Genomic DNA, 24,840 nt, shown 5'->3' on the forward strand with positions numbered 1-24,840 from the left:
ACGGCTGCGCGCTTATCCTTGCACTCGGGCCAGTTCGGCGCGCATGGCGTCTATGACCGCCTTGTAGTCCTTCTGGCCGTAAATGGCGGAGCCGGCCACGAAGGTGTCGGCGCCGGCGGCGGCCACCTGGGCGATATTGTCCACCTTGATGCCGCCGTCCACTTCCAGCCAGATTTCGCCACCATGCTTGGCGGTGTATTCGTCGATGCGCTGGCGCGCCAGACGGATTTTCTCCAGCGCGTGCGGAATGAAGGACTGGCCGCCGAAGCCAGGGTTCACCGACATGATCAGGATCATGTCCAGCTTGTCCATCACGTGGTCCAGACAGGACAGCGGCGTGGCCGGGTTGAGCACCAGGCCGGCCTTGCAGCCGGCCTCCTTGATCAGGCCCAGCGTGCGGTCGACGTGCTCGGAGCCTTCCGGGTGGAAGGTGATGATGTCGGCGCCGGCCTTGGCGAAGGCGGCCGCCAGCGCGTCCACCGGCTTCACCATCAGGTGCACGTCGATCGGCGCCCGGGTGTGCGGGCGGATGGCCTCGCAGAACATCGGACCCATGGTCAGGTTCGGCACGTAATGGTTGTCCATCACGTCGAAGTGGATGATGTCGGCGCCGGCGGCGACGACATCGCTGACTTCCTGGCCCAGGCGGGCGAAATCGGCGGACAGAATGCTGGGGGCGATACGGAAAGTGCGCATGGCGATTGCTCTGACATCGATAAACACGGATGCCGGGCATTCTACCGCGCCAAAAGGCCATTGGCGGGATAAAATGAAAACCATATCAATCAGGAGAAGCCGCAATGGCCGACAAGACCTACCTCATGGAAGTGATGGCGGAGCCGCATTACATCGACGAGCAATCTAATGTGGCCAACGACATCTACGTGTTCGGCTACCGCATCCGCATCGTCAACACCGGCAGCGAGCCGGCGCAGCTGGTCAGCCGCCACTGGATCATCACCGATGCCAACCAGCAGGTGCAGGAGGTGCGCGGCATGGGCGTGGTGGGCGAGCAGCCGCACCTGGACCCGGGTCAGGCTTTCGAGTACTCCAGCGCCACCCATCTGAAAACGCCGTACGGCAGCATGAAGGGCAGCTATCAGCTGGTGGCCGACGACGGCCAGCGCTTCGAGGCGGAAATCCCGGAAATGACGCTGGTGGCGCCGCGGGTGCTGCACTAGTCGCGTTTACAGGACGGGTCCTTGTCCTCGCGCGGCCAGGTCCACCAGACGATGAAGGAGGCGAGCGCTCCGGCGCCCAAAGCTTCCAGCAACAGAATCCACATGATGCCTGCCCCTTGTTGAGTGAGCCTTCTTCACTTTCGGACAGGATAGATCGACAGGCAAACCCTTTATGCGCATCAGTCATAGCGGCCCGGCCCCGGCCAATCGAAACGATTTGCAAACCATCAAGACGCTGTTGCCGTATCTGTGGAGTTTCAAGGGCCGGGTGATGCTGGCGCTTGGCTGCATGGTGCTGGCCAAGGTGGCGGCGGTGACGGTGCCGCTCTACCTGAAGGACATCGTCGACCAGCTGTCGCTGCCGGCCACGCTGCTGGCGGTTCCGGTGCTGGCGCTGGCGGGCTACGGCGTGGCGCGGCTGCTGTCCGGCGTGCTGGGGGAGTTGCGCGACGCGGTTTTCGCCCGGGTGATCCAGGGCGCGGTGCGCAGCGTGGCGCGCAACGTGTTCCGCCATCTGTTCAGGCTGTCGCTGCGCTTCCATCTGGAGCGCCACACCGGCGGCATGAGCCGCGACATCGAGCGCGGCACCAAGGGCATAGGCTTCCTGCTCAATTTCACCGTGTTCAACATCCTGCCGACGCTGCTGGAGATCGGCATGGTGACGGCGATCTTGTTCCACCGCTACGCCTGGGAATTCGCGGCGGTGACGCTGGGCACCATCGGACTCTACATCGCCTTCACATTGCTGGTGACCGAGTGGCGCACCGTCTACCGCCGCACCATGAACGATCTGGATTCCAAGGCCAATTCCAAGGCGATAGACGCGCTGCTCAATTACGAGACGGTCAAGTACTTCAACAACGAGGAGTATGAGTCCAAGCGCTACGACCGCAATCTGGAGGCCTGGGAAGCGTCGGCGATCAAGAACCAGGTGTCGCTGTCGCTGCTGAACGCCGGCCAGGCGGCCATCATCGCCATCGGCGTCACGCTGGTGATGGTGCTGGCCGCGCGCGACGTGGTGGCGCACCGGATGACGGTGGGCGACGTGGTGCTGGTGGCGACGTTCATCACCCAGCTGTACGCGCCGCTGAACTTCCTGGGCTTCGTCTACCGCGAGATCAAGCATTCGCTGGCCGACATCGAGCGGATGTTCAAGCTGCTGGACGTCAATCTGGAAGTGGCCGACGCGCCGGGAGCGAAAACGCTGGATACCCGCAGCGCCGCCATCCGCTTCGAACGGGTGGGCTTCGCCTACGAGAGCAAGCGCCAGATCCTGCACGATGTGGACTTCGCCATCCCGGCCGGCCAGACGCTGGCGGTGGTGGGAGCCAGCGGCGCCGGCAAATCGACGCTGTCGCGCATCCTGTTCCGCTTTTACGATGTCAACGCCGGCGCGGTGCGCATCAACGGCGCGGACATCCGCGAGCTGAGCCAGGACTCGCTGCGCGCCCACATCGGCATCGTGCCGCAGGACACGGTGCTGTTCAACGACACCATCTACTACAACATCGCCTACGGCAAGGCCGGCGCCAGCCGCGAGGAGGTGATGGAGGCGGCGCGTTCCGCGCATATCCACGATTTCGTCGCCAGCTTGCCCGACGGCTACGACACCCTGGTGGGCGAGCGCGGCCTGAAGCTGTCCGGCGGCGAGAAGCAGCGCGTCGCCATCGCCCGCACCATTTTGAAAAACCCGCCGATCCTGATTTTCGACGAAGCCACCAGCGCGCTGGATTCCCGCACCGAGAAAGCCATCCAGCACGAGTTGGTGGAAATCGCGGCCAACCGCACCACGCTGATCATCGCCCACCGGCTGTCCACCGTGGTCGACGCCGACCGCATCCTGGTGCTGGATGCCGGCCGAGTGGTGGAGCAGGGCAGCCACCGCGAACTGCTGGCCCTGGGCGGCCGCTACGCGGAAATGTGGCAGCTGCAGCAGGAGAGCGAGGCGGTGGAAGGCTAGCCGGCGGAGCGCCGCGCATGATCGTTTACTCGACCGGAGAAGCCGCATGTTAGCCAGACTGCTGTTTCTGCTGCCCGCGATGCTGTGCGCGCTTGGCGCCCGGGCGGATGAGCTGACGATGTGCTACGACAAGTACCCGCCGTACGCGCTGGGCGAGTTCGACACTGTGGCCGGCGGCGGCATCAAGGTGCGCCTGCTGCAGGAGATAGGCCGGCAGCTGGGCCTGGCGGTGACGGTGAAGATCATGCCCTGGAAGCGCTGCCTGACCGAGGCCAAGGAGGGCCGGGTGGACGGCATCCTGCCGCTGTACAAAACGCCGGAGCGCGAGCAGTACATGGAGTTTTCCGCGCCGGTGATGCGGCAGTACAACTGCTTCCTGTACAAGAAGAGCGCATTCCGCGGCGCGGTGGACTGGCGGGATTACGACAGGCTGAAAACGCACCGGCTGGGCATGGAGATAGGCTCGGTGGTCGACAAGGACATGGAGGCCGCCTTCATGACGGCGCACCCGATAGAGCGGGCCCGGGATTCGGTCACCCTGATCAAGATGATCGAGTCCGGCCGCATCGACTTGGCGACCATCGATTCGAATGTCGGCAAATATCTGGTCAACCAACAGGGCGTGGCCGATGCGATCGGCGTGTCCGACGTGCCGATCGGCGAGTTGAGCTACGCCGCCTTCGGCTTTTCCCGGGCGGCCGGCGCCGATCGCTGGGCGCCGGATTTCAACCGCGTGATCGAGCAGATGCGCGCGTCCGGGCTGCTGGAGAAAATCGTCTCCAGCGAAGTCAAATAGCGGCTTATACCGGGCTTTTGGCGTTTTGCAGCACGGTGCGGTAGCCGTCGTGGTCGGCGAAGGTGACGCCGCGCGCGTCCCAGTACGGGTTGGCGGACGGCACGGCTCGGAAGCCGGCGGCGCGCATGCAGGCGCACAGCGCCTCCCATTCGGCCTTGTCCGGCAGGTAGAGCACCAGCAGATCTTCCACGCCGGGGGCGGGGCTGACCGGATGCCGATGGCTGACGATGAATTCCAGATGATAGCCGGCGTCGGGCAGCCCCAGCAGCACGCCGTCGAAGCCGTCGTGGCCGGCGAAGCTGCCCAATAGCTGCAGACCCAGGCCTTCGCAATACATGGCCTTGCTGGCGGCGAGATTGCTGACCGGGCGGGCGACGCGCAGATGGGGAATGCGGTTGTACATGATGGCGACCTATGGCGTGGCGGTGCAGCCATCATGCCATGCGGATGGCTGCCTCAGCCAGCTTTGCCGGCGGCTTTGATCCGGCGCATTTCGGTTTCCACCTGTTCGCCCAGCCGCAGCGCCTGCAGCAGCTCGTCCGCCTGCGGCAGTCCGGCGAAGACGAGTTCTGGGTCTAGCGCGGCCAGCGCGCGGCGGGCGCAGGCGCAGACGTCGGCGGCGGCGGTGAAGTCGGCCGCTCCCATCACCTTGCCGTTGCGGATGCGGCGGTAGTAGGCGCGGGTGGAGTTCAGGTATTGGCTGGCCTGCTGGTTGCCGTCCAGGCGGCCGTCGGCGGCCAGGGCTTCCAGCAGCGCGACGAGGCGGCGGCAGGCGTCTTCGGCCTGGCCATGGCGTTGCTCCTGAACGCGGCGGTCCAGTTGGCCCGCCTTGGGGGCGGCGGATTTCTTCTTGTGCTCGGCCATATGGCCTCCTGGTATGCTGGCCGCGCATTCTAGCCGCAGGCGGCGGCGGGCGTCTAATGCAGCTGGAACTGCGCCATGTGTTCGAAGCTGGCCGGCAACGAGACTTCGACGAAGTCGCTGACGCAGAACAGCGTCAGCTTGCCGCCGTAGACCGCGCCGGTGTCCAGGTGCATCACGTTGTCGTACAGGATGGCGTTTTCCTGCGGCGTGTGCCCCACCAGCAGCAGGTCCAGACCATGGACGGCGCCGCCGCCGCCGTTTCGTACCCGCTCGCGCGACCACAGCAGCGCCTCGTAGTCCTGGTCGCGGGGATTGTCGGCTTCCAGCCTGGCGCGCAGCGACGGCCAGTCGTTGTCGGGGCAGTCGGCGTGCACCACGCCCATTTTGCCGCCTTCCACGTCGATTTCCAGCGCCAGCGGCAGGCCGGCGAATGCGGCGAGGCAGGCGTCGCGCTCGGCATGGCTCAGCTCGGTCAGCCAGCGGCCGCCGTTGCGCAGGTGGCGCTCCAGGTCTTCCAGCGGATTGCGCATCGCGTCCAGCGCCATCTGTTCGTGATTGCCGCGCACCGCGTGAAACCACGGCTGCGTCAGCCACTCCACCGCCATCCGGCTTTCCGGCCCCCGGTCCACCATGTCGCCGACCGACAGCAGGCGGTCGCAGGCCGGATTGAAGGCGATGATTTTCAACAGCCGGCCCAGTTGGCTGAAGCAGCCATGCAGATCCCCCACCACCCAGTCGCGGCCTGCGGTGTTGCGCGGCAGCTTGCGGATCATCATGGCGGGGGCGCCTTCGGCCTAGCGGGCCATCCAGTCCTGGCAGAACTCGTCGCGGAAGGCGAGCAGCCATTGCAGCTTGCGCTCGGCGATGCCGCGGCCGGCTTCGGTCTGCATCATCGCCGGCAATTTGGCCAGCTTCACCGCGATATGGTCCAGCGCCCAGGCCTGGTCGTCGGTGCCGCGCTGTTCGGCCAGCGGGTCCAGCGGGTGGGCCAGCGCGCGGCCCATGCGGCCGGAAACGTAGAACATCCGCGCCAGGCCGACCGGGCCCAGCGCGTCCATGCGGTCGGCGTCCTGCACGATCTTGGCTTCCAGCGTGCGCGGCGGGATGGCGGCGGAGTAGCTATGGGCCTCGATGGCGTGCGCCAGGTTGTCCAGCTGCTCGGCCGACAGCGCGTCGTCGGCCAGCAGCTGGCGGGCGCGCTCGGCGGACCAGTGCGATGCCAGCTGGCGCTGCGGGTGGTTTTTCGGCAGATTGACCAGGTCGTGCAGGTAACAGCCGGCCATCACCACCCGCGCATCGGCTTCGGGATGGTGGGCCAGCAACTGGCGCGCCACCGCCCATACCCGGTGCAGGTGGCTGAGGTCGTGGGCGCCGTCGTCGTCGGGCGGTTGCTGCTCGAGCAGCGTGATCAGGCGGTTCTGCCAGTCGGTTTGTTGTTGTGGAGTCATCGGGCTGGCCTTGGGTTCTGCGCCGGGCCGCGAGTAAGCGGACGGCCTGGCTGGTTGTGTCGCGTGAATGGCGCCGGCTGCGGACGCGCCGCCGCCGACACTCTCTATTTTATCACCGCGCGGAGCGAATGCCGGCCCCGGCTGCGGCCGGTTTCAGCATTTCCCATTGCGACAGCCGGTAGGCGGCCTGGTGCCGAAGCAGCAGGCTGAGCAGGGCCAGGTCGCGGCGGTCGACGTTGTTGAATGCCAGCCGGCCGCCCGGCGTCAGCAGCTGTCCCGCGCGCAGCAGTTGGCTGGCGATGCCGCGGCGGCGGTGGGCCGGGTCCACCATCAGCTCCAGCGCTTCGCCGTCGGCCGACAGCAGCAGCGAGCCCAGCGCCGCGCCGCCGGCGTCTACCGTCAACCAGCGCGGGGCGGGGATGGCGCGCCGCAGCGAGTCCCGGCGGTTCGGCACCGCCGGCGGATAGGCCAGCCAGTCAGCGCTTGGCCAGCGCGCCGGCGTGTAGCCATGATGGACCGTGACGGGCCAATGGCGCCGGCTGTCGATGGGCGCCTGCAGCAGGTAGCAGTCAAGCTGGCGCAGCGGCTGGAAGCCCAGCTGGGCGTAGGCCAGCTGCGCGCGCTGATTGCCGTCTATCACTTCCAGCCTTTGCTGGTGGATGCCGCGCCTGGCCAGCAGGCGCGCCACCCGGGCCGCCATCGCGGAGAGCGCGCCCTGGCGGCGGGCGGCGGGCACTACGCCGGCGGCGATGCAATAACCTTCCATTCCGTCGTCAATCGGCGGCGTCGCGCATAGCCAGAAGCCGGCCAGCCGGCCGTCTATCCAGGCGCCGGCGCTCAGCTCGGGCACCCAGCCGCGCCGGCGCAGCATGGCGCTGAACGATTCCAGGCTGGGTTGCGCCGGCACCAGGTAGTCGCTGAACGCCTCCAGGAAGCAGGGATGGAGGTCGGCGGGGGACAATCTGGTGAGCGGGGCGGTTTTCATTCGGGAACGGGTTCGGACGCCGCGGCGATGGCGGACATGGCCCTGTCGACGAAGCCGGCTTCCTCGCCGACCGGGGCGACATAGGACAAAACCTCGCGCGCGCGCGCCTCGCCGGCCAGACGCAGCAGAACCCAGCCGGCCAGATACTGCGAAGCCATGCAGCCGCCTGCGGTGGCGATGTTGCCGACGGCGCGGAAGGCGCGGGGCGCGACGGTGATGCCCAACTGCTCCAGCATCGGCCGGGTCAGGCCATCAGTGCAGGCGACGCCGTCGGCCAGCAGGCCCAGCCGATGCAGCACCAGCGCGCCCGAGCATTGCGATCCTATCAGCTGGCGGGCGGGATCCAGCCGCAGCTGGCTCATGATGGCATCGTCCGCCGCCCAGTCGCGGGTGCGCCAGCCGCTGCCTATCAGCACCGCGTCGGCGCTGCCGGCATAGGACAGGTCCGCCTGGCGTTCCAGGCGCGTGCCGCTGCGGGACTGCACGACGGGAATGGGCGAGCAGATGCGCACGTTCCAACCATGCGGGGACATGCGGCCAAGGATGCCCGCAGCGATCAGCGAGTCGAGCTCATTGAAACTGTCCAGCGTGACGATGGCGATGTCCATGGCGGCAAGGGGCTGTGGTGAAAACAACATGATGTTCGCGTGGCGCGCGCGGGTCAATCGCGCCGCGCGGCGTTTGAGGAAGGGGAGTTGTGGCGGGTTGGGACGCCCCGCCGGGCGGCGGGGGCGAAAGGGCTCAGTCCTGCAGCCAGATCAGCGAGGCCATGCGGCCGGTGATGCGGTCGCGGCGGTAGGAGAAGAAACGCTCGCGGTCGATCACGGTGCAGAAATCGCCGCCGTACACCCGCTCGACGCCCGCGGCTTGCAGGCGCTGGCGCGCCAGCGCGTAGATGTCGGCCAGGTATTTGCCTTCGCCGATGTCGATGAAGGCCGAGGCCGCCGCCGGAGCGCGGGCGAGGAAGGCCTGGCGCACTTCCGCGCCCACTTCGAAGGCGTCCGGGCCGATGGCGGGCCCCAGCCAGGCCATCAGTCCGGCAGGCGGCAGAGCCATCGCGGCGACAGTGGCCTCGATCACGCCGTCGCACAGCCCGCGCCAGCCGGCATGGGCCGCCGCCACCGCGCGGCCGGCGTCGTCGCACAGCAACACTGGCAGGCAGTCGGCAGTCATCACCGCGCAGACGACGCCCGGCGCGCGGGCGAAGCTGGCGTCGGCGTCCGGGGCGGCGCCGCGGAGGGCGGCGGCGTCAGCCACCGCGACGCCGTGCACCTGGTTCAGCCAGGCCGGTTCGGCCGGCAATTCGTCACGCAGCCGCGCACGGTTGGCGGCCACCGCGTCCGGCGCGTCGCCGACATGCGCGCCCAGGTTGAGGCTGGCGTACGGCGCCTGGCTGACGCCGCCCTGGCGGGTGGTGGCCAGGGTGCGGACCCTGGCCGGAGCCGGCCAGTCGGCGGCAAGCCAGGTTTCAGCGGGCATAGATCACCTCGATGTCGCCGTCGTCATCGTCGTCGTCATCCCAGTCTTCGTCGTCCTGCTCGTCGGCGTGGGCGAAAGCCTCTTCGTCCGGCAGCGCGCCGTCGCCGCGCAGCAGGTCGAGCAGGCGGCGGAAGTCGTCCGGCAGCGGCGCTTTCCAGCTGCGCAGCTCGCCGGAGGCCGGGTGGACCAGGGCCAGCGCGTAGGCGTGCAGCGCCTGGCGGCCCAGCGCCTTCACCGCGGCGGCGGTGTCTTCATCCATCTTGTGGCGCAGGTTGCCGTACACAGGGTCGCCGGACAGCGGGTGGCCGGCTTCGCGCATGTGGACGCGGATCTGGTGGGTGCGGCCGGTTTCCAGCTTGCATTCCACGTAGGAGTGGCTGGCGAAGCGCTCCAGCACCCGCAGATGGGTGATGGCGGGCTTGCCGCCGAATTTCAGCACCGCCATCTTCAGCCGGTTGTGCGGATCGCGGCCGATGTTGGCGTCTATGGTGCCGTCGAACGGCACCACGCCGTCGGCGATGGCGCGATAGACGCGCTTGACGCTGCGCGCCTGCATCTGGCGCACCAGATCGGTCTGGGCCGGCACGGTCTTGGCCACCACCATCAGGCCGGAGGTGTCCTTGTCGAGGCGGTGCACGATGCCGGCGCGCGGCACGCCGGCCAGCGACGGGCAGTGATTCAGCAGGCCGTTGAGCAGGGTGCCGCTCCAGTTGCCGGACGCCGGATGCACCACCAGGCCGGCGGGCTTGTTGATCACCAGGATGTGGTCGTCCTCGAAGACGATGGGCAGGTCCATGGCTTCCGGCTGGAAGGCCATTTCCTCATGCGTGGGCTGCAGCGAAACTTCCAGTTTCTCGCCGCCCAGCATCTTGGTCTTGGGCGCCACCACCTGGCCGTCCACCTTGACTTGGCCGTCCTTGATCCACTGGGTCAGCCGGCTGCGCGAGAAATCGGGCAGCAGTTTGGCCAGCGCGGCGTCCAGTCTTTCGCCGCCCAGCGACAGCGGAATTTCGAGATGTTGCGTGGCGGATATCTCGTTTTCCGAGATGTCGCTATAATCGTCCGGGTCAATGTAAGGATCAGTCATGAAAAGATACGTTGTTGCAGCAATGTTGGTGATGGGGCTTGCCGGATGTGCAACCACGGAAACCTACGACGAAACGCGCGGCTGGACCGTGGAGAAGCTGTATTCGGAAGCTCACGACGAGTTGAACAGCGGCAATTATACCCGCGCTGTCAAGCTCTACGAAACGCTTGAGTCGCGCTTCCCTTACGGACGCTATGCGCAGCAGGCGCAAATGGACCTGGCCTACACCCATTACAAGGATGGAGAGCCGGAACAGGCCATCGCCGCGGCCGACCGTTTCATCAAGCTGCACCCGACCCACCCCAATCTGGATTACATCTATTATCTGAAGGGTTTGGTGTATTTCAATGACGATTCCGGCCTGCTCGCCAAATGGGCCGGCCAGGACATGAGCGAGCGCGACCCGCGCGCGGCGCGCGAAGCTTTCGCCGCGTTCCGCGAATTGACCACCCGCTTTCCCAACAGCACCTATACCGCCGACGCCAGCGCCAAGATGATCAAGCTGGTGGACGCGCTGGGCGGCAACGAGATGCACGTGGCGCGCTACTACATGAAGCGCGGCGCCTACCTGGCCGCCGCCAACCGCGCGCAGGGCGTGGTGAAGGATTACGCCAACACCAAGTATCCGGAAGAGGCGCTGGCCATCATGGTGGCCGCCTACGACAAGCTGCAGCTGCCGCAGCTGCGCGACGACGCCCGCCGCGTGCTGGCGCTCAACTATCCGAAGAGCCAGTACCTGGCCAAGCCGTGGACGGTCGAGGAAATGCCGTGGTGGAAGCTGTGGAAGTAAGCGCGGGCTGATCGCCGCGCGCGAAAAAAGCCGCTCCCGCGCCGGGGCGGCTTTTTCTTTGGCCGTGGCCGGCGCTCAGATCGCCTGTTCGTTGGTTTCGCCGGTGCGGATGCGCACCACTTGCTCCACCGCGGTGACGAAGATCTTGCCGTCGCCTATCTTGCCGGTGCGGGCGGTGGCGACGATGGTTTCGATCGCGCGCTCCACCAGATCGTCCGGCAGGATGACTTCTATCTTTACCTTGGGCAGGAAATCCACCACGTATTCGGCGCCGCGGTACAGCTCGGTGTGGCCTTTCTGGCGGCCGAAGCCTTTGACTTCGGAAACGGTGAGGCCGTTGATGCCGATCTCGGACAACGCCTCGCGCACCTCGTCCAGCTTGAACGGCTTGATGACGGCTTCGACCTTTTTCATTGCGGAATGCTCCTGATAGAACGGATGACGAGGGGGTAAATCGCAAAAATTGCCAATATGCGCCCGGAAACTCCGGCACCGCCTTAAATGCAGCGATGTTTTGCTGTATTATGACGCCCTTTCCTGGTACTTGTCGCGGGTGTCTAATGTCTTACATTACCAAGCTGCGCGGTGGCGTTGCCCTGTCACCGTTTCGTCTCGAAAAACTGCAGGCGGCAGCTGCCGATGCCGGTTTGAAGGATCTGGTCCTGATGGCCGAGTATTGGCATTTTGCGGAAAGCGACAGCGAGCTGACGCTGGAAGAGGTGGGCGTGCTGGGCCAATTGCTCAGCTACGGCGAGCCGCCGCTCAGCGCCGAGCCGGAAGGCGAACTGTTCCTGGTGACGCCGCGCATCGGCACCTTGTCGCCGTGGGCGTCCAAGGCCACCGACATCGCCCGGCACTGCGGATTGCCAAGAATCCGCAGGATCGAACGCGGCACGGCTTTCCGAATCAAGTCCGCCGATAAATCTTTAAGTAAAGAGGCTCGCCACATTCTGGCGGGCCTCTTGCACGATAGGATGACCGAAACGGTGCTGGCCTCGTTCGACGAGGTGGAGAAACTGTTCGTCCATATCGACCCGCAGCCGATGGACCGCGTCGACGTGCTGGCCGGCGGCCGCGAGGCGCTGGCGGCCGCCAACGCCAAGCTGGGCCTCGCGTTGTCCGAAGACGAAGTCGACTACTTGGTGGAAAACTTCGTCAAGCTGGGACGCAATCCCAGCGACGTCGAACTGATGATGTTCGCGCAGGCCAACTCCGAGCACTGCCGCCACAAGATCTTCAACGCGCAATTCGTCATCGACGGCGTCGAGCAGGGCAAGTCGCTGTTCCGCATGATCCGCGATACCCACGACGCCCATCCGCAAGGCACGCTGGTGGCCTACAAGGACAATGCCTCGGTGATAGAGGGCGCTTTCATCGAGCGCTTCTACCCGCAGCCCGGCAGCCACCGCTACGGATACAACAGCGAGCCCACCGACATCCTGATGAAGGTGGAGACGCATAACCACCCGACCGCCATTTCGCCTTTCGCCGGCGCCTCCACCGGCAACGGCGGCGAGATCCGCGACGAAGGCGCCACCGGTCGCGGTTCGCGTCCCAAGGCCGGCCTCACCGGCTTCTCGGTGTCCAACCTGAACATCCCGGGCTTCAAGCAGCCGTGGGAGCAATACCGCGACGGCCAGGCCGAGTACGGCAAGCCGGGCCGCATCGCCTCGGCGCTGCAGATCATGCTGGAAGGTCCGATAGGCGGCGCGGCGTTCAACAACGAGTTCGGCCGTCCCAACCTCACCGGCTACTTCCGCACCTTCGAAGAGGAAGTGCACGGCGAGATGCGCGGCTACCACAAGCCCATCATGCTGGCGGGCGGCCTGGGCAACATCCAGCAGCAGCAGATCCACAAGAACGAAATCCCGGAAGGCGCGCTGCTGATCCAACTGGGCGGCCCCGGCCTGCTGATCGGCCTGGGGGGCGGCGCCGCCTCGTCGATGGACACCGGGGCCAACAGCGAAAACCTGGACTTCGACTCGGTGCAGCGCGGCAACCCGGAAATCGAGCGCCGCTGCCAGGAAGTCATCGACCGCTGCTGGCAGCTGGGCGAAGCCAACCCCATCGTCTCCATCCATGACGTCGGCGCCGGCGGGCTGTCCAACGCCTTCCCGGAGCTGGTCAACGACGCCGGCCGCGGCGCGGTCTTCCATCTGCGCAAGGTGCACCTGGAAGAAAAGGGCATGACGCCGATGCAGATCTGGTCCAACGAGGCGCAGGAGCGCTACGTGATGGCGGTGCTGCCGCAGGACCTGGAGCGCTTCAGCGCGCTGTGCGAGCGCGAGCGCTGCCCGTTCGCGGTGCTGGGCACGGCCACCGACGACGGCCATCTGCAGGTGCGCGACGACCATTTCGACAACAACCCGGTGGACATGCCGCTGGAAGTGCTGCTGGGCAAGCCGCCGCGCATGACCCGCGATGTGAAGACGGTGGAGCCTGACTACCAGGTGTTCGACGCGTCCAAATACCCGCTGCGCGAAACCGCCTACCGCGTGCTGCGCCACCCCACCGTGGCCGACAAGTCCTTCCTGATCACCATCGGCGACCGCAGCGTCGGCGGCATGACGGCGCGCGACCAGATGGTGGGCCGCTGGCAGGTGCCGGTGGCCGACGTGGCCGTCACCACCATGGGCTTCAACACCTATCGCGGCGAAGCGATGGCGATGGGCGAGCGCACCCCGGCCGCGCTGTTCAGCGCGCCGGCCTCCGGCCGCATGGCGATAGGCGAGGCGCTGACCAATATCGCCGCCGCCTTCGTCGGCCACCTGGGCAACGTCAAGCTGTCCGCCAACTGGATGGCGCCGGCGGGCCACCCCGGCGAGGACGTGCGCCTGTACCGCACGGTGGAGGCGGTGTCCGAGCTGAGCCAGAGCCTGGGCGTCAGCATTCCGGTGGGCAAGGACTCGCTGTCGATGAAGACGGTTTGGCAGGATGGCGGCGAGCAGAAGGCCGTCACCGCGCCGATGTCGGTGGTGATTTCCGCTTTCTCGCCGGTCGAGGATGTGCGCAAGACCGTCACCCCGGTGCTGCAGGACGTCAAGGACAGCGACCTCATCCTGATCGACCTGGGCTACGGCCGCTGCCGCCTGGGCGGCTCGATCTACGGCCAGGTGTGGAAGGACATGAAGGGCCGCTCGCCCGATGTGGAAAGTCCGCAACAGCTGGCCGCCTTCTTCAACACCGTGCAGTCGCTGCTGCGCGACGACAAGCTCCTGGCTTACCACGACCGCTCCGACGGCGGCCTGTTCGCCACGCTGGCGGAAATGATGTTCGCCAGCCATGTCGGCATCAGCGTCGATCTGCAGGAGCTGGTGATCGAGCGCCAGAATACCCAGCGCATCATCGACGACTACGTGCAGCCATCGTTGGAAGCGGCCACCCACGGCCGCATCATGCGCGTGCTGTTCAATGAGGAGCTGGGCGCGGTGCTGCAGGTGCGCAAGGGCGACACCCCGGAAGTGATCTCGCGCTTCATGAAGGCCGGCATCGGCCGCGAGCTGTTCGTGCTGGGCCGCGTCAACGGCTACGACCGGCTGGTGATCAAGCACAAGGGCAAGGACCTGTTCAGCGAAAGCCGCAGCGAGCTGTTCTGCGCCTGGTCGGAAACCAGCGCCCGCATGCAGCGCCTGCGCGACAATCCGGCCTGCGCCGACAGCGAGCAGCTGCTGCGCAGCCACGCCAAGCCGCGCGGCTTGTTCGCCCAGCTGAGCTTCGACGTGCATGGCGATCCGTCGGCGCCGTTCATCGCCGCCGGCGCGCGGCCGCGCATGGCCGTCCTGCGCGAGCAGGGCGTCAACGGCCAGCTGGAGATGGCGGCGGCGTTCGACCGCGCCGGCTTCGAGGCGGTGGACGTGCACATGAGCGACATCATCGCCGGCCGCGTCTCGCTGGCCGACTTCAAGGGCCTGGCCGCCTGCGGCGGCTTCAGCTACGGCGACGTGCTGGGCGCCGGCGAAGGCTGGGCGAAGAGCATCCTGTTCAATCCGCGCGCCCGCGAACAGTTCGAGGCCTTCTTCGGCCGCGAGGATACCTTTGCGCTGGGCGTGTGCAACGGCTGCCAGATGATGTCCAACCTGTCGTCCATCATCCCGGGCGCCGAGTATTGGCCGAAGTTCCGCCGCAACGCGTCGGAGCAGTTCGAGGCGCGCTTCGCGATGGTGGAAGTCACCGCTTCGCCGTCGATCTTCCTCGCAGACATGGTGGGCAGCCGTCTGCCGGTGGTGGTGAGCCACGGCGAAGGCCGCGCGGTGTTCGCGCCGGGCAGCCAGGAGCAGGCGCTGACCGCGCTGCGCTACATCGACTTCGACGGTCGCGCCACCGAAACGTATCCGCTCAACCCCAACGGCTCGCCGGCGGGCATCACCGGCGTCACCACGCCGGATGGCCGCTTCACCATCATGATGCCGCACCCGGAGCGGGTGTTCCGCACCGTGCAGAACAGCTGGCATCCGGCGGATTGGGGCGAAAACGGCGCCTGGTTCCGCATGTTCGCCTCGGCGCGCCGCTGGGTGGGCTGATCGGGGCGCGCTTGCGCGCAGGCAAGGCAAACGGAAGCTGCGGCTTCCGTTTTTTTTGCGCGCGCGTGAAGCGCTTGCGCTATGGGCGTGGCCAACCATAATGACAATGGCGTTCCGGCGGGCCGCCAGGCTGCGCGCTCACGATGACGGCGGCGGAAGCCCAAGCGATGAGGAATGGGGATGACCAATAGACTATCGGGATGGTTGGCCTTGCTGGCTTTGGCCTGCTGCGCGCCGGCTCAGGCCGCGGATGCGCCGGCGCCGAAACTGGTGATCGAGTCTCCCGTCGATGGCCAGGCGGTGGGCAATGCGCTGATTGTCCGCTTCCACGCCGAACAGATCCGGCTGGCGCCGCGCTACGCGCCTGCCGGGGAGCCGGTTCCCGCAGCGCTGCGGGGAGTCGGCCACCTGCACGTGTATCTGGACGGGGCGGCCTGGCATTGGGTGCACGCCACGCCCGATCCGCTGGTGCTGGTGGGCTTGCCGCCGGGGCCGCATCAGCTCCGCCTGGAGCTGGCCGCGCCCAATCACCAACCGCTGGATGCGCGGCAAGTATCCTTCAGCGTAAGCGCCGGAGACTCTCGGCGCGCCCATTGATTTTCATCTCCAGGCCGCGGTGGCGGCCTGTTTCTTGCGAGGAAACATGCGGGTCAAATCCAATCAGGAGTTTTTCATCCGTTCGTCCTGGCAGGGGATACACCTGCACATCACCATCACCGCGCTGATGCAGGGGCCGGCGGCGCCTGGATTATGGCGCGCGGCGCTGCGGCAGGTTTTGGCCAGGCACGATGCATTCCGCCTGGGCTTCGTCCGCGACGGCGAAGAGGCGGCGGCGCGGCTGGGCGAGCCGGGCGAGCCGGCCTGCCGGCATGAAAGCTTGGCGGCGGCGGATTGGGAGGCGGGCTTGCGCCGGTTGGCGGCGCGCGACAATGCCGAGCCGTTCGACCTGGCGACGCCGCCGCTGTGCCGCTTCACGCTGGTGGACACGGAGGGCGGGAATAGCGCCATGATCCTGACTTTCCACCACGCGCTGCTGGACGGTTGGTCGGTGCATTTATTCCTGCAGCAGCTGCTCAGGGAGTACGGCGCGCGGCTGGCGGGCTGCCCGGCGCCTGCCGTTCCCGCGGGGCGGCCGGTGCGGGAGGCGCTGGAGGAGGAAGAGCGTTTGCTTGGCGGCGCAGTCGGCGCGCAGAGACTGGCATGGTGGCGCGACGCGTTGTCCGCCGTGATGGACGCGGTCGAGCCGCCGCCAGGGCTGGCGCGGCCGGCGGGATGGGTGCATCGCGAGTTGCCGCCCGGGGTGGGCGCGGGGATGAGGGCGGAGGCGGTGAGGAGCATGTTGCTGGCGGCTTATGCGCTGGCGCTGCGCGAGATGGCGCCCAGCCAGCCGCTGGTGGTCAATCTCAGCATGGGCAACCGCGCGCTGGCTCAGCGCAATACCCTGGGCTTGTTCTCCAACGCCTTGCCGATTCCGCTGCCGCTGCGTCCGGGGGATGGCCTGACCGCGGCCAGCGACGCGGCCAGGCAGGCGGTGCGCGACTGCGAGGCGCGCTCGCTGCCGGTGCTGCACCTGCTGCGCAGTTTGCGCCCTGACTTGTTCGCCAGCCATGGCGCGCTGGGCCTGTGCCATTGGCCGGCGCGCCATCAGTTCAACCCGCGGCCGCACTTCCAGCTGGATTACGCGTATCCAGGCATGGCGGCGCAATGGCGGCCCGACCTGGGCGCCGCGCTTAACTGGGCCGGGGCCGATACCGAGCTGATGGCGACGCAGTTCGGCGAACGCTGGGCGCTGGATCTGATTTACAACGACGCCAGCGTGGGCCGGGAGCGCGCCCAGGCGCTGCTGGAGCGGATGACGCTCATGGTTTGCGCGGCCGCGCCTTCGGCTTGCTCGCCTCCGCCTTCTTGTCATCCATGTTCATGATCAGCGGCAGGCCGTTGGCGCCGGCGCCTATCACCACCACCTTGGCATTGTCGGACTTGGCCAGCTGGACGGTGGCTTCGATGCCGCGCCAGCGCAGATAGCTGTCGCTCATGCCGTTGCTGACGATTTCCTGGAAATGGCGGATGCCGGTGGCTTCTATCCGCTTGCGTTCGGCCTCTTTTTCCTCCTTGCTCAGCAGGAAGTTGTAGGTCTGCATTTCCTGGTAGGCGGCGTTTTTCTTGATGATGGCGTCCTGCACGCCCCGCGGCAGCGTGACGCCCTTGATCAGCACGTCCTCGATTTCCACCCATTTCAAGCCCTTGCGGCCGTCGGGGTTGAAGTTGTTGATCAGGTCGTAACGCACCGAGGACAGTATTTGCTGCTGGATGGTGAGCCGCGACTGGGTGTAGACCTGTTCCGGCCGGTAATAGGCGATCACATCGCGGGTGCGGGCGCCGACGCTGGGCGCGATCAAGGTTTCGGCGTAGTTCTCGCCGGCGTAGCGGTGCAGGTAGGGCAGGTTGGACGGATTGACGCGGAAGCGCCAGGCCATGCTGACCTTCATCGTCAGGCCATCCGACGACAGCACGTCGAACTCGCGTTCCACGCGCTGCAGTCGGGCGTCGTAGATGTAGATGTGGTCCCATGGCAGGATGATGTGGGTGCCTTCGCCATAGATGTGATCAAGCTGGGTGCCGCCCTGGAAGCGTTTCCATTGCACGCCCAGTTGGCCGGGACGGATGGTGTAGATCATCAGCGGCAGCAGGAAGATGAAAATGGCGAAGGCGACCGTGAGGGGAATGGTCAGCTCTCGGAGCCAGGCTTCGAAACGGCGGAGCGGCGGGCGCGGAACGGCGCTGGCTGCGGCATCAGGCATGGTGGCTTTCCTCGCCAAGTTCGTACAGGCGGCCATCTTCCATGTGCAGCCGGCGGTCGGCCAGATGGAAGTAGCGGTCGTCGTGGGTGACGGCGATCAGGGTCATGCCCCGTTCGCGGAGGCTGGGAACCAGCGTTTCGTAGAATTTGCGCCGGAAATGAGGGTCTTGGTCGGCCGCCCATTCGTCGAGCACGCACAAGGGCTTGTGTTCCAGCATCGCCGCGATCAGCGCCAGGCGCTTGCGTTGGCCGGTGGAGAGGTCGATGGTGTTGAAGCCGTATTCCCCCATTTCGGCCTTGTCGGCGATTTCCATCTCCTCCAGCAGCCGCTCCGCCTCGTCCCGGCTCCAGTCCTCCAGCCCGTATAGCTTGTCGAACAGGTGAAAATCGGAGAAAACCGCGCAGATGTGGTTGCGGTAGGCCTGCGCCCGCTCCGCCGCCACCGCGCGGCCGTTCAGCAGCAGCGAGCCGCCGGAGGGCGGGTACAGCGCGGTGAGCAGCTTGATCAGTGTGGATTTGCCGGAGCCGTTGCCGCCGGTGATGAAAATGATTTCGCCGGCCTGGATGGATAGATTGATCGGGCCGATGGCGAAGCCCTGGCCATCGCTGCGTTCATGGCGGAAATGGATGTTCTTCAATTCCAGGCTGCGGAAGGCGGCCGCTTCGTCGGCCGCGGTTTGCGCGGCCTGGGCATGGCTGGCCAGCGCGCGCTCCAGCTCCTGCAGGTTTTCCACCGCGGCTGTTGCAGTGGCGATCTGCGGAATGGCGGCGATGATGCCGGAGATCGGCCCCACCAGGAACAGCACCGCGGTCAGCGTTTTCATCACCGTGTCGGTATAGGCCGGCGAAAACACCGGCAGCACGAACACCATGCTGCCCAGCACCAGGAACAGCGCGATCTGGGCGAACATGAAGTTGATGGAGATGCCGCGCTGCGCCACCTTGCGCAACTGGGCGGTGATTTCCGACGTGGTTTCGACATCGTCTATCAGCGCCTCGGCGCGGCGGCTGGACAGCTTGACCTCCTTGAAGCCGCTGAGCAGGCTGCCGATCTGGTCGTGCAGCCGGCTTTCCTGTTCGTTGGCCTGGTACAGCATCGCATGCACCGATTTCATCTTGGCCCAGTAGATCAGGGTGGCGATCGCCATCACCGCAATGATCAGCAGCAGCGACATCAGGGACAGCCAGGCAATGTACAGCGACGCGAACACGATCAGGATGATGGACTGGAAGCCCAGCACGATGGTGCAGGCCGCCTGCGACAGGGTCTGGGTATCGTTGCAGATGGCCGAATAGATGCGGCCGTGGCCGCTGTGCTCCAGCATGGCCAGCTCGCACGACTGCAAGGTCTTCACCATCCGGCAGCGGATCTGGTGGACGATGTCCTCCACCTCGTCGCAGGTAGCCAGCAGCACATAGCGCTGGCTGTAGATGTACAGGGTCAGCACCAGGCCGTAGATGAGCACGTGGAAGAACTGCATGTCCACGTCCTTGATGTGCTCGGCGGCGTGATTGATCACCGCCAACAGGCCGGCGTTGGAGGCGCTGGCCAGCGCGGCCATCACGCCCAGCCGTTTCATCGGCAGCTTGCTGTTTTGGAAAAGGAATTTGGATAGCAGCATTTCAGTAGGCGATGGGTGGCGGCGTGGTGGGTTTCAGCGGCGTTCGTCGGTGGCGTAGGCGATCAGCAGATAGATCATCATCAGCACCGGCGTCATGAATATCGAGAACAGCATGGTGCGCAGAAAGCCCAGCCGGGTGTGTCTGCCCATGTAGGCGACCACCAGGCATAGTCCCAGGTAGGAATAAATAATCATGGCGTGGCCTCATGGTTTCTTGCCGGCGGCGCGCTGCAGCGGGATGGCGCCGAAGCCGATGGCGCGCACATCGGCCCCGCAATCGCCATTGAAGGCGTACTGGCAGCTCAGCACAGTGACGGCGCCTTGCAGGTCCTTGCAACTGGCGACATTCAGCGGATTGAAATAGGTGGTGCTGTAATTGTCCGGCTCCAGCGGCGAAGTCAGATTGACCACCGAAGAGCCGGAGGACTCGCGGCTGCCGTTCTTGTGGTATTCGATGCCGAGGATCAGCGTGCGCAGCGTGTCCGACGCGTGATTGATGATTTTGATCGATGGCGAGCAATAGCTATGCGAGCCGGGCGTGTCCAGGCCGTAGACATGCGCCTGGCTGATGGCGATGTCGATGGAGCCGCGTTGTGTCGGCAGGTTCTGCGTGGCGGTCTGCACCGGGGATGTCTGGTCCTTGGCGTAAGGGAAGTCGGCGCGCGCGGCCGGGTGCGAAGCCGCGGCGGCGCAAAAGGCGAGTGTCAGCAGGCCGCGGCGCGGCCGGCGGGGAGGGCAGGGCTTCATCGGGCAGGGCTTCCGGCAAGCGTCCCGGCCGCGGCGCAAGGCCGGCGGCCGGGACGGGGCGTTATTTTTGTGCTTGTTCAAACTGTTCCTGGTAATAGCTGCGCACTTTCTGCGGATCGAGGTTGAGGAAGGTGCCGCCGGACTCGAAGTGCTGGATGAATACCTTGCCCAGCGCATAAGTGGAGGCGGCGCCCAACGCCGGCAGCGTCAGGAAGCTGGCGGCGAAGCCCAGGAGCGGAATGCCTTTGAGCAGCGAGAACACCGTGGTGGCGATGCTGGCCGGCACCACGCTGCCCAGCAGCGCGGCGATGATGGACTTGGCCTGGTTTTCGCTGAACGGCACGTCGTACAGCGCCGACAGCCTGGCCAGGAATTTCAGCTGCACGCCAGCGATCACTGCCATGTCCAGCAGCGGCACCGGCACCAGGCCGGCGCCGGCCGCCCAGGGCATGTAGCTGCGCATCAGCGCCAGCGCTTCCTGCTCGCGGCCGGAGGCGGGGCGCGGTTCGACGCCGGCGCTGGTTTCATTGTGTGCGACCATCTCGATCTCCCAAAGTCTTGACGTATGAAAGAGGCTTGCCAAACCGCCAGTCTGCAAGCGCCATGATGCGATGGCGGGAGCCGCATCATGGTGAAGCGAATTCCTCCAGGCTGCGCATCTGTTGCTCCAGCGATTGCGCCAGCAGTTTCATGTCGTTGCCGAAGGCGATGAAGCGGAAGCCCTGGCGGGCGTAGCGTTGCGCCAATTCCAGGCTGTAGGCGAAGATGCCGGCGATCTTGCCGTGGCGGTGGCAGGCCTCGAGCACTTGTTCGATCGCGGCGTCCATCAGCGCGCCGGTCACCTGGCCGGCCTGGCCCAGGTCGCAGGCCAGGTCGCCGCAGCCGATGAACAGCACGTCTATGCCGTCGACGGCGGCGATGTCGTCGGCTTCGGCCACCGCTTGCGCCGACTCGATCTGGACGATGGTCAGCAAGGACTGGTTGGCTTCGGCGAAGTAGTCGGGCAGGCGTGAAAAATAAGCGGAGCAGCGGATGGGGTTGACGCCGCGGCGGCCGCGCGGCGGGTAATAGGCGCAATTCGCCACTGCCCGGGCATCGGCCGCCGAGTCTACTTTGGGCACCATCAGGCCCTGCGCGCCGCTGTCCAGCGCCGCCTCGATCAAGTGGCGCTCGTTGCGGGCCACCCTCACCATGCCGGCGGTGTGGGATCCGTTCAGCGCCTGCAGCATCTGGATCAAGTCGCGGCGGTCGGCCGGGGACGCTTCCATGTCCACCAGCAGCCAGTCCGGCCCGCGGGTGGCGCAGCATTCGGCGATCAGCGCGCTGGCCGATACCAGGAACAGTCCGAAACAGGTGCGGCCGGCAGCCAGTTTGTCCTTGATCGGATTGCCGGCATTCAATAGCGGATGGAAGGGCGCGTCATTCGACATGCGGGTTCTCCTGGTGCTGGCCGGCCAGATGCCGGATGGCGTCTAGCGTGGCGGCGGGAAGTGTCAGTATGGCCCGTGCGGCGGCGGCCCGGCGGCGTTCGGCGTAGCCTTCGCCGGGCATCCTGGCCAAACGGCCAGCCTGTCCGGTCTCGCGGCAATGCCGGGCGATGGCGGCCGCCTCGGCTTTGACGGCGGCTAGGCCGGATGGCGCGAGCGCCGGGTTGATCGCCAGGAACAAGCCGCCGTTGCCTGCGTCCTCCGGTCGGGCGACATGGCCGGCGCCGGCCAGCGCGCCGGCGAGCAATTCGATGAATACCGCCAGCCCGTAGCCTTTGTGGCCGGCCAGGGCTCCGCCCAGCGGCTGCATCGTAGCTTGCGGCGGCTGGGCGTAGAGCAGGGCGGGATCGAGCGCCGGCTCTCCGTCCGCGCCGACCAGGCAGCCGGAAGGCAGCGCGGCGCCTTCTTGGGCGCGGCGCCGGACATAGCCTTCGGACACGGCGGTGGTGCTCATGTCCAGCACCACCGGGTCGGCATCGGCGGAGGGGAAGGCCAGCAGCAGCGGATTGGTGCAGAGCCGCCCCAGCCGGCCGCCGGGCGCGGCCACCCTCTGGCCGCGGCCCTGGAAGTTGCAAAACCCCATCACCGCCAGCGGTTGCCGGGCGGCGCTGGCCAGTTCGCGGCCTAGCGCCGCCAGCCTGCCAAGGTGGTGGCCATGCCGCAGGCAGACCATGGCCAAGGGCTGCTCGCGGCACATGCGCTGCAAGGCCTCGGCGATGGACTGCCGGGCGAGGATGCCGAAGGCGCGCCTGCCATCGACGATGGCGATATTGGCCGCGGTCTGCTCGATGGCGGGCAGGGCGGCGGGGTCGAGCGCGCCGGAGCGGATATCGGCGGCGTAGTCTAGCAGGCGCAGCATGCCGTGCGAGGGATAGCCGACCTGTTCGTTTTCCAGCAGGTCGTCGATCACCTGCCGGGCCCGCGCGGACGGGGCGCCGCAGCGTTGCAGCGCTTGCGTGGCCAGTTCGCGCATCTCGTCCACCGCGATGTCTGCGTTCATGGGTTCACCGGATGGCGGGTGCCGATGTCGCTGAGCGCCGACACGCACAGACGGAATTTGCCGGTGGGCGATTCCGGCATGCGGTCGAATGGTTCGAATTCGATGCGGAATGGGTAGCCGGTGTGGTGGTGGATGCGCTCGACGATGGCGTCGCAGCGCTGGCGGGAGATGCCGGCCGGCGCCATCAAGCGGATGCGCAGGCTGTCCAGGCTATCCTGCACCACCTGGAACCATTCTATTTCCTCGAAGCGCATGATCAGGAAAGAGAACAGGTAAGCGTCGACATAGGCGCCGTCGGGCGTGACGATCAGATCCTGCTGACGGCCGGCGACATGGCTCATGCGCGGCAGGCCGAGGCCGGAGGCGCAGTGGCCGGACAGCGGCGCGGCCAGATCGCTGGTTTCGTAGCGGATCAGCGGCATGGCGAAATTGTTCAGTGTGGTCAGCACCACCCGGCCGGTTTCGCCGGGCTGGCAGGCGGCGCCGTCGTCGCGCAGGAATTCTTCCGCGACGTTTTCCACCTGGATCAGCATGCCGTCGTGGCAGGGGCTTTCATGCGCGACGATATTGGTTTCGCGCGAGCCGTACTTGTCGTACACCTCGCAGCCGAACACCTTTTGCAGCCGCTCGCGGATGATGGGCGGCAGCGGCTCCGAGGTGCCCTGGATGGCGCGCAGCGCCGGCACCTTGACCGCTTCGCGCTCCATTTGCCGGGCGATCAGGTGCATGGCGTTGGTGTAGGTGCTGATCAGCACCGGGTTGAAGCTGGCCAGGCTGCGGGTGAACTGGCCGATCAATTCGGGAGACAGCCGGAAGGTGTTGAATTCGCGCCGGTTGCTGAGCAGATTCTTCAGCTGGTCCGACACGCTTTTCAAGCTCCAGTAGATGGAAGAGCCCCATAGCAGCGCGAACGGTTCGCCCACTTTCCAGCCGGCGCACCATCGGTAGGTGCGCAATTGGTGGGCGCGCATCCACAGCCTGAAGTCGGCGTCCTGGACGAAGCAGGCGCGCTTGCCGGTGGAGCCGCTGCTGTAATTGGTTTGCAGCGTGGCGCGATCGGCGCGGCTGGAGATCAGCTCCGCCTGGTTGGCGGTCAGCTCCTGGCGGGTCAGCAGCGGCAGTTTGGCCAGGTCGGCCAGCGAGTTGAAGTCGTCGGGCACCAGGCCGCGCTCGCGGAACACCCGGGTGTAATAGGGCACGCTTTCGTAGGCATGGCTGAGCAGCGCGTGCAGCTTGCGCATTTGCAGTTCGCGGCAAGCCTGCGGCGACAGGTGCTGGGTTTCTTCCAGCCAACGCAGGCGTTGCGCCACATCCTGGCGGCCTTGCAGTTTTTCGCAGCCCCAGTACAGCCGGCGGGCCAGAGCCGGATTGAGCGTCATGGTTTCTCCCGATGGATGGCGCGATAGCGGCCGAGCAGGCCGTCCAGCGCGGCGTCGAAGGCCGGTTTGTCGGCGGGCGACAGCAGGCGGCCGGCCAGCTCGCGGTAGCGCCGCTCCAGCGTGCCGTTGAACCAGGCGGCCAGAATGGCGGAGTGGCTGAACGAAGAACTGGTGTCGGCGATGTCCTGATTGGCGTCCCAGTCGTAGAACAGCACCGGACCATCGGCGGCGATGTGCCGGCGCAGCTCCCGCAGCACCGGCTCCGGGGCCAGCCTGTCCAGCAGAAACAGATAGGTCGGCAGGTAGATCAGGAAGCGGGCTTCCAGGAGGCCCAGCTGCCGGTCGCCATAAATGAAGCGGCTGTCCGAATAGCAGTAGCCTGGTTGGCGGCGGCGCTCATCGTCGCTGGGCCGCTTGCGCGGCTCGGCCAGAAACTGCTCGAAGTCGGTGCGCCCGTCCACCAGCTTCAAGCCCTGCCACACCGATTCGACCGATCGCGCCAGCCGTCCGGCCTGCCCCGGCACCGGGATGACGGGATCGGGCCAGAGTTGGAAGGGATTGAAGCAGCGGAAGCCGCGCATATTGGCGGGCGCGCCGTTGAAGCTGTCCACCATCAGGCAGTCGGAGGCATCGTCCTGCATGGCGGCCAGCGCGGCCTGCCTGGAGGTGGAGAGGGCCAGATGGGGCATGGCGGC

General features: G+C 66.4%; 26 protein-coding genes. 7 read left to right on the plus strand and 19 right to left on the minus strand.

Translation table 11 applies throughout. The features are described 5' to 3' along the window. Positions 1–12: 12 nt before the first annotated feature. The gene (gene rpe, locus U6115_RS10960) at positions 13–696 is read right to left on the minus strand and encodes a ribulose-phosphate 3-epimerase (protein ID WP_043573406.1); all 684 of its coding nucleotides are present in this window, start codon (positions 694–696) and stop codon (positions 13–15) included. 104 nt (positions 697–800) lie between these two features. Here rpe and apaG point away from each other — a divergent pair, with 104 nt between their 5' ends. From apaG to U6115_RS10975, 3 genes are all read left to right on the plus strand, one after another. Next, the gene (gene apaG, locus U6115_RS10965; protein WP_043573408.1) at positions 801–1,181 is read left to right on the plus strand and encodes a Co2+/Mg2+ efflux protein ApaG; all 381 of its coding nucleotides are present in this window, start codon (positions 801–803) and stop codon (positions 1,179–1,181) included. A gap of 172 nt (positions 1,182–1,353) precedes the next feature. Next, the gene (locus U6115_RS10970; protein WP_043573410.1) at positions 1,354–3,141 is read left to right on the plus strand and encodes an ABCB family ABC transporter ATP-binding protein/permease; all 1,788 of its coding nucleotides are present in this window, start codon (positions 1,354–1,356) and stop codon (positions 3,139–3,141) included. 46 nt (positions 3,142–3,187) lie between these two features. Then, positions 3,188–3,937 (plus strand): substrate-binding periplasmic protein, encoded by a 750-nt coding sequence (locus tag U6115_RS10975; protein ID WP_043573412.1) that lies wholly within the window; start codon positions 3,188–3,190, stop codon positions 3,935–3,937. Positions 3,938–3,941: 4 nt separating this feature from the next. Here the strand turns inward: U6115_RS10975 and U6115_RS10980 are convergent, their stop codons facing one another. The 8 genes from U6115_RS10980 to rluD all read right to left on the minus strand — a co-directional run bounded on the left by U6115_RS10980 (position 3,942) and on the right by rluD (position 9,800). Continuing rightward, a complete protein-coding gene (locus U6115_RS10980) occupies positions 3,942–4,340 on the minus strand; it encodes a VOC family protein (RefSeq protein WP_043573414.1) in 399 nt (132 codons plus the stop codon). A 53-nt stretch (positions 4,341–4,393) separates the two neighbouring features. Further along, positions 4,394–4,801: a hypothetical protein gene (locus U6115_RS10985; RefSeq protein WP_043573417.1), complete on the minus strand. Its 408-nt coding sequence runs from the start codon at positions 4,799–4,801 to the stop codon at positions 4,394–4,396. Positions 4,802–4,854: 53 nt separating this feature from the next. Beyond that, positions 4,855–5,577 carry a metallophosphoesterase gene (locus U6115_RS10990; protein WP_047244008.1) on the minus strand — a complete coding sequence of 241 codons (723 nt, stop codon included), beginning with the start codon at positions 5,575–5,577 and terminating at the stop codon, positions 4,855–4,857. Positions 5,578–5,595: 18 nt separating this feature from the next. After that, entirely contained in the window at positions 5,596–6,249 is a 654-nt protein-coding gene (locus tag U6115_RS10995; protein ID WP_043573420.1) for an HD domain-containing protein, read from the minus strand. 112 nt (positions 6,250–6,361) lie between these two features. Next, positions 6,362–7,234 (minus strand): GNAT family N-acetyltransferase, encoded by an 873-nt coding sequence (locus U6115_RS11000; protein WP_080770178.1) that lies wholly within the window; start codon positions 7,232–7,234, stop codon positions 6,362–6,364. Then, the gene (locus U6115_RS11005) at positions 7,231–7,872 is read right to left on the minus strand and encodes a type 1 glutamine amidotransferase family protein (RefSeq protein WP_230623337.1); all 642 of its coding nucleotides are present in this window, start codon (positions 7,870–7,872) and stop codon (positions 7,231–7,233) included. The genes U6115_RS11000 and U6115_RS11005 overlap by 4 nt, the downstream gene beginning before the upstream one ends. A gap of 103 nt (positions 7,873–7,975) precedes the next feature. Beyond that, positions 7,976–8,713, minus strand: coding sequence for a peptidoglycan editing factor PgeF (pgeF, locus tag U6115_RS11010; RefSeq protein WP_043573426.1), 738 nt, complete (start codon positions 8,711–8,713; stop codon positions 7,976–7,978). Further along, entirely contained in the window at positions 8,703–9,800 is a 1,098-nt protein-coding gene (gene rluD, locus U6115_RS11015) for a 23S rRNA pseudouridine(1911/1915/1917) synthase RluD (RefSeq protein WP_043573429.1), read from the minus strand. The genes pgeF and rluD overlap by 11 nt, the downstream gene beginning before the upstream one ends. On the opposite strand from rluD, the gene U6115_RS11020 reads away from it, so the two are divergent. After that, the gene (locus U6115_RS11020) at positions 9,799–10,590 is read left to right on the plus strand and encodes an outer membrane protein assembly factor BamD (protein ID WP_043573431.1); all 792 of its coding nucleotides are present in this window, start codon (positions 9,799–9,801) and stop codon (positions 10,588–10,590) included. The two genes, rluD and U6115_RS11020, sit on opposite strands and share 2 nt — an antisense overlap. Positions 10,591–10,665: 75 nt before the next feature. Here U6115_RS11020 and U6115_RS11025 read toward each other — a convergent pair whose 3' ends face one another. Continuing rightward, entirely contained in the window at positions 10,666–11,004 is a 339-nt protein-coding gene (locus U6115_RS11025; RefSeq protein ID WP_043573434.1) for a P-II family nitrogen regulator, read from the minus strand. A 146-nt stretch (positions 11,005–11,150) separates the two neighbouring features. On the opposite strand from U6115_RS11025, the gene purL reads away from it, so the two are divergent. The 3 genes from purL (at position 11,151) to U6115_RS11040 (ending at position 17,034) form a co-directional block, all read left to right on the plus strand. Continuing rightward, on the plus strand, positions 11,151–15,110 hold the full coding sequence (purL, locus tag U6115_RS11030; RefSeq protein ID WP_043573437.1) for a phosphoribosylformylglycinamidine synthase: 3,960 nt from the start codon (positions 11,151–11,153) through the stop codon (positions 15,108–15,110). A gap of 180 nt (positions 15,111–15,290) precedes the next feature. Beyond that, positions 15,291–15,707, plus strand: coding sequence for a DUF6130 family protein (locus U6115_RS11035; RefSeq protein ID WP_146008324.1), 417 nt, complete (start codon positions 15,291–15,293; stop codon positions 15,705–15,707). 46 nt (positions 15,708–15,753) lie between these two features. Further along, positions 15,754–17,034 (plus strand): condensation domain-containing protein, encoded by a 1,281-nt coding sequence (locus U6115_RS11040; RefSeq protein WP_043573439.1) that lies wholly within the window; start codon positions 15,754–15,756, stop codon positions 17,032–17,034. Here the strand turns inward: U6115_RS11040 and U6115_RS11045 are convergent. From U6115_RS11045 to U6115_RS11085, 9 genes are all read right to left on the minus strand, one after another. Beyond that, on the minus strand, positions 16,970–17,911 hold the full coding sequence (locus U6115_RS11045) for a prohibitin family protein (RefSeq protein ID WP_052257954.1): 942 nt from the start codon (positions 17,909–17,911) through the stop codon (positions 16,970–16,972). The genes U6115_RS11040 and U6115_RS11045 overlap by 65 nt on opposite strands. Continuing rightward, a complete protein-coding gene (locus U6115_RS11050) occupies positions 17,904–19,532 on the minus strand; it encodes a cyclic peptide export ABC transporter (RefSeq protein WP_043573442.1) in 1,629 nt (542 codons plus the stop codon). Before U6115_RS11050 ends, U6115_RS11045 begins: the two co-directional genes overlap by 8 nt. 33 nt (positions 19,533–19,565) lie before the next feature. Next, positions 19,566–19,727, minus strand: a complete 162-nt coding sequence (locus U6115_RS11055; RefSeq protein ID WP_162837615.1) for a hypothetical protein — start codon at positions 19,725–19,727, stop codon at positions 19,566–19,568. Between the two features lie 9 nt (positions 19,728–19,736). Then, complete coding sequence (locus U6115_RS11060; protein ID WP_043573445.1) at positions 19,737–20,279, minus strand: hypothetical protein; 543 nt, start codon at positions 20,277–20,279, stop codon at positions 19,737–19,739. Positions 20,280–20,340: 61 nt separating this feature from the next. Then, positions 20,341–20,820: a YcjF family protein gene (locus tag U6115_RS11065; protein ID WP_043573447.1), complete on the minus strand. Its 480-nt coding sequence runs from the start codon at positions 20,818–20,820 to the stop codon at positions 20,341–20,343. 85 nt (positions 20,821–20,905) lie between these two features. Then, complete coding sequence (locus U6115_RS11070; protein ID WP_080509621.1) at positions 20,906–21,709, minus strand: HpcH/HpaI aldolase family protein; 804 nt, start codon at positions 21,707–21,709, stop codon at positions 20,906–20,908. Continuing rightward, positions 21,699–22,766, minus strand: coding sequence for an Ldh family oxidoreductase (locus tag U6115_RS11075; protein ID WP_052257955.1), 1,068 nt, complete (start codon positions 22,764–22,766; stop codon positions 21,699–21,701). Before U6115_RS11075 ends, U6115_RS11070 begins: the two co-directional genes overlap by 11 nt. Then, positions 22,763–24,145, minus strand: coding sequence for a phenylacetate--CoA ligase family protein (locus U6115_RS11080; protein WP_043573450.1), 1,383 nt, complete (start codon positions 24,143–24,145; stop codon positions 22,763–22,765). The genes U6115_RS11075 and U6115_RS11080 overlap by 4 nt, the downstream gene beginning before the upstream one ends. Then, positions 24,142–24,834, minus strand: a complete 693-nt coding sequence (locus U6115_RS11085) for a DUF6939 family protein (protein WP_043573455.1) — start codon at positions 24,832–24,834, stop codon at positions 24,142–24,144. Before U6115_RS11085 ends, U6115_RS11080 begins: the two co-directional genes overlap by 4 nt. Between the last annotated feature and the right edge of the window lie 6 nt (positions 24,835–24,840).

Source organism: Chromobacterium subtsugae, assembly GCF_035919665.1.
Classification (GTDB): domain Bacteria; phylum Pseudomonadota; class Gammaproteobacteria; order Burkholderiales; family Chromobacteriaceae; genus Chromobacterium; species Chromobacterium subtsugae.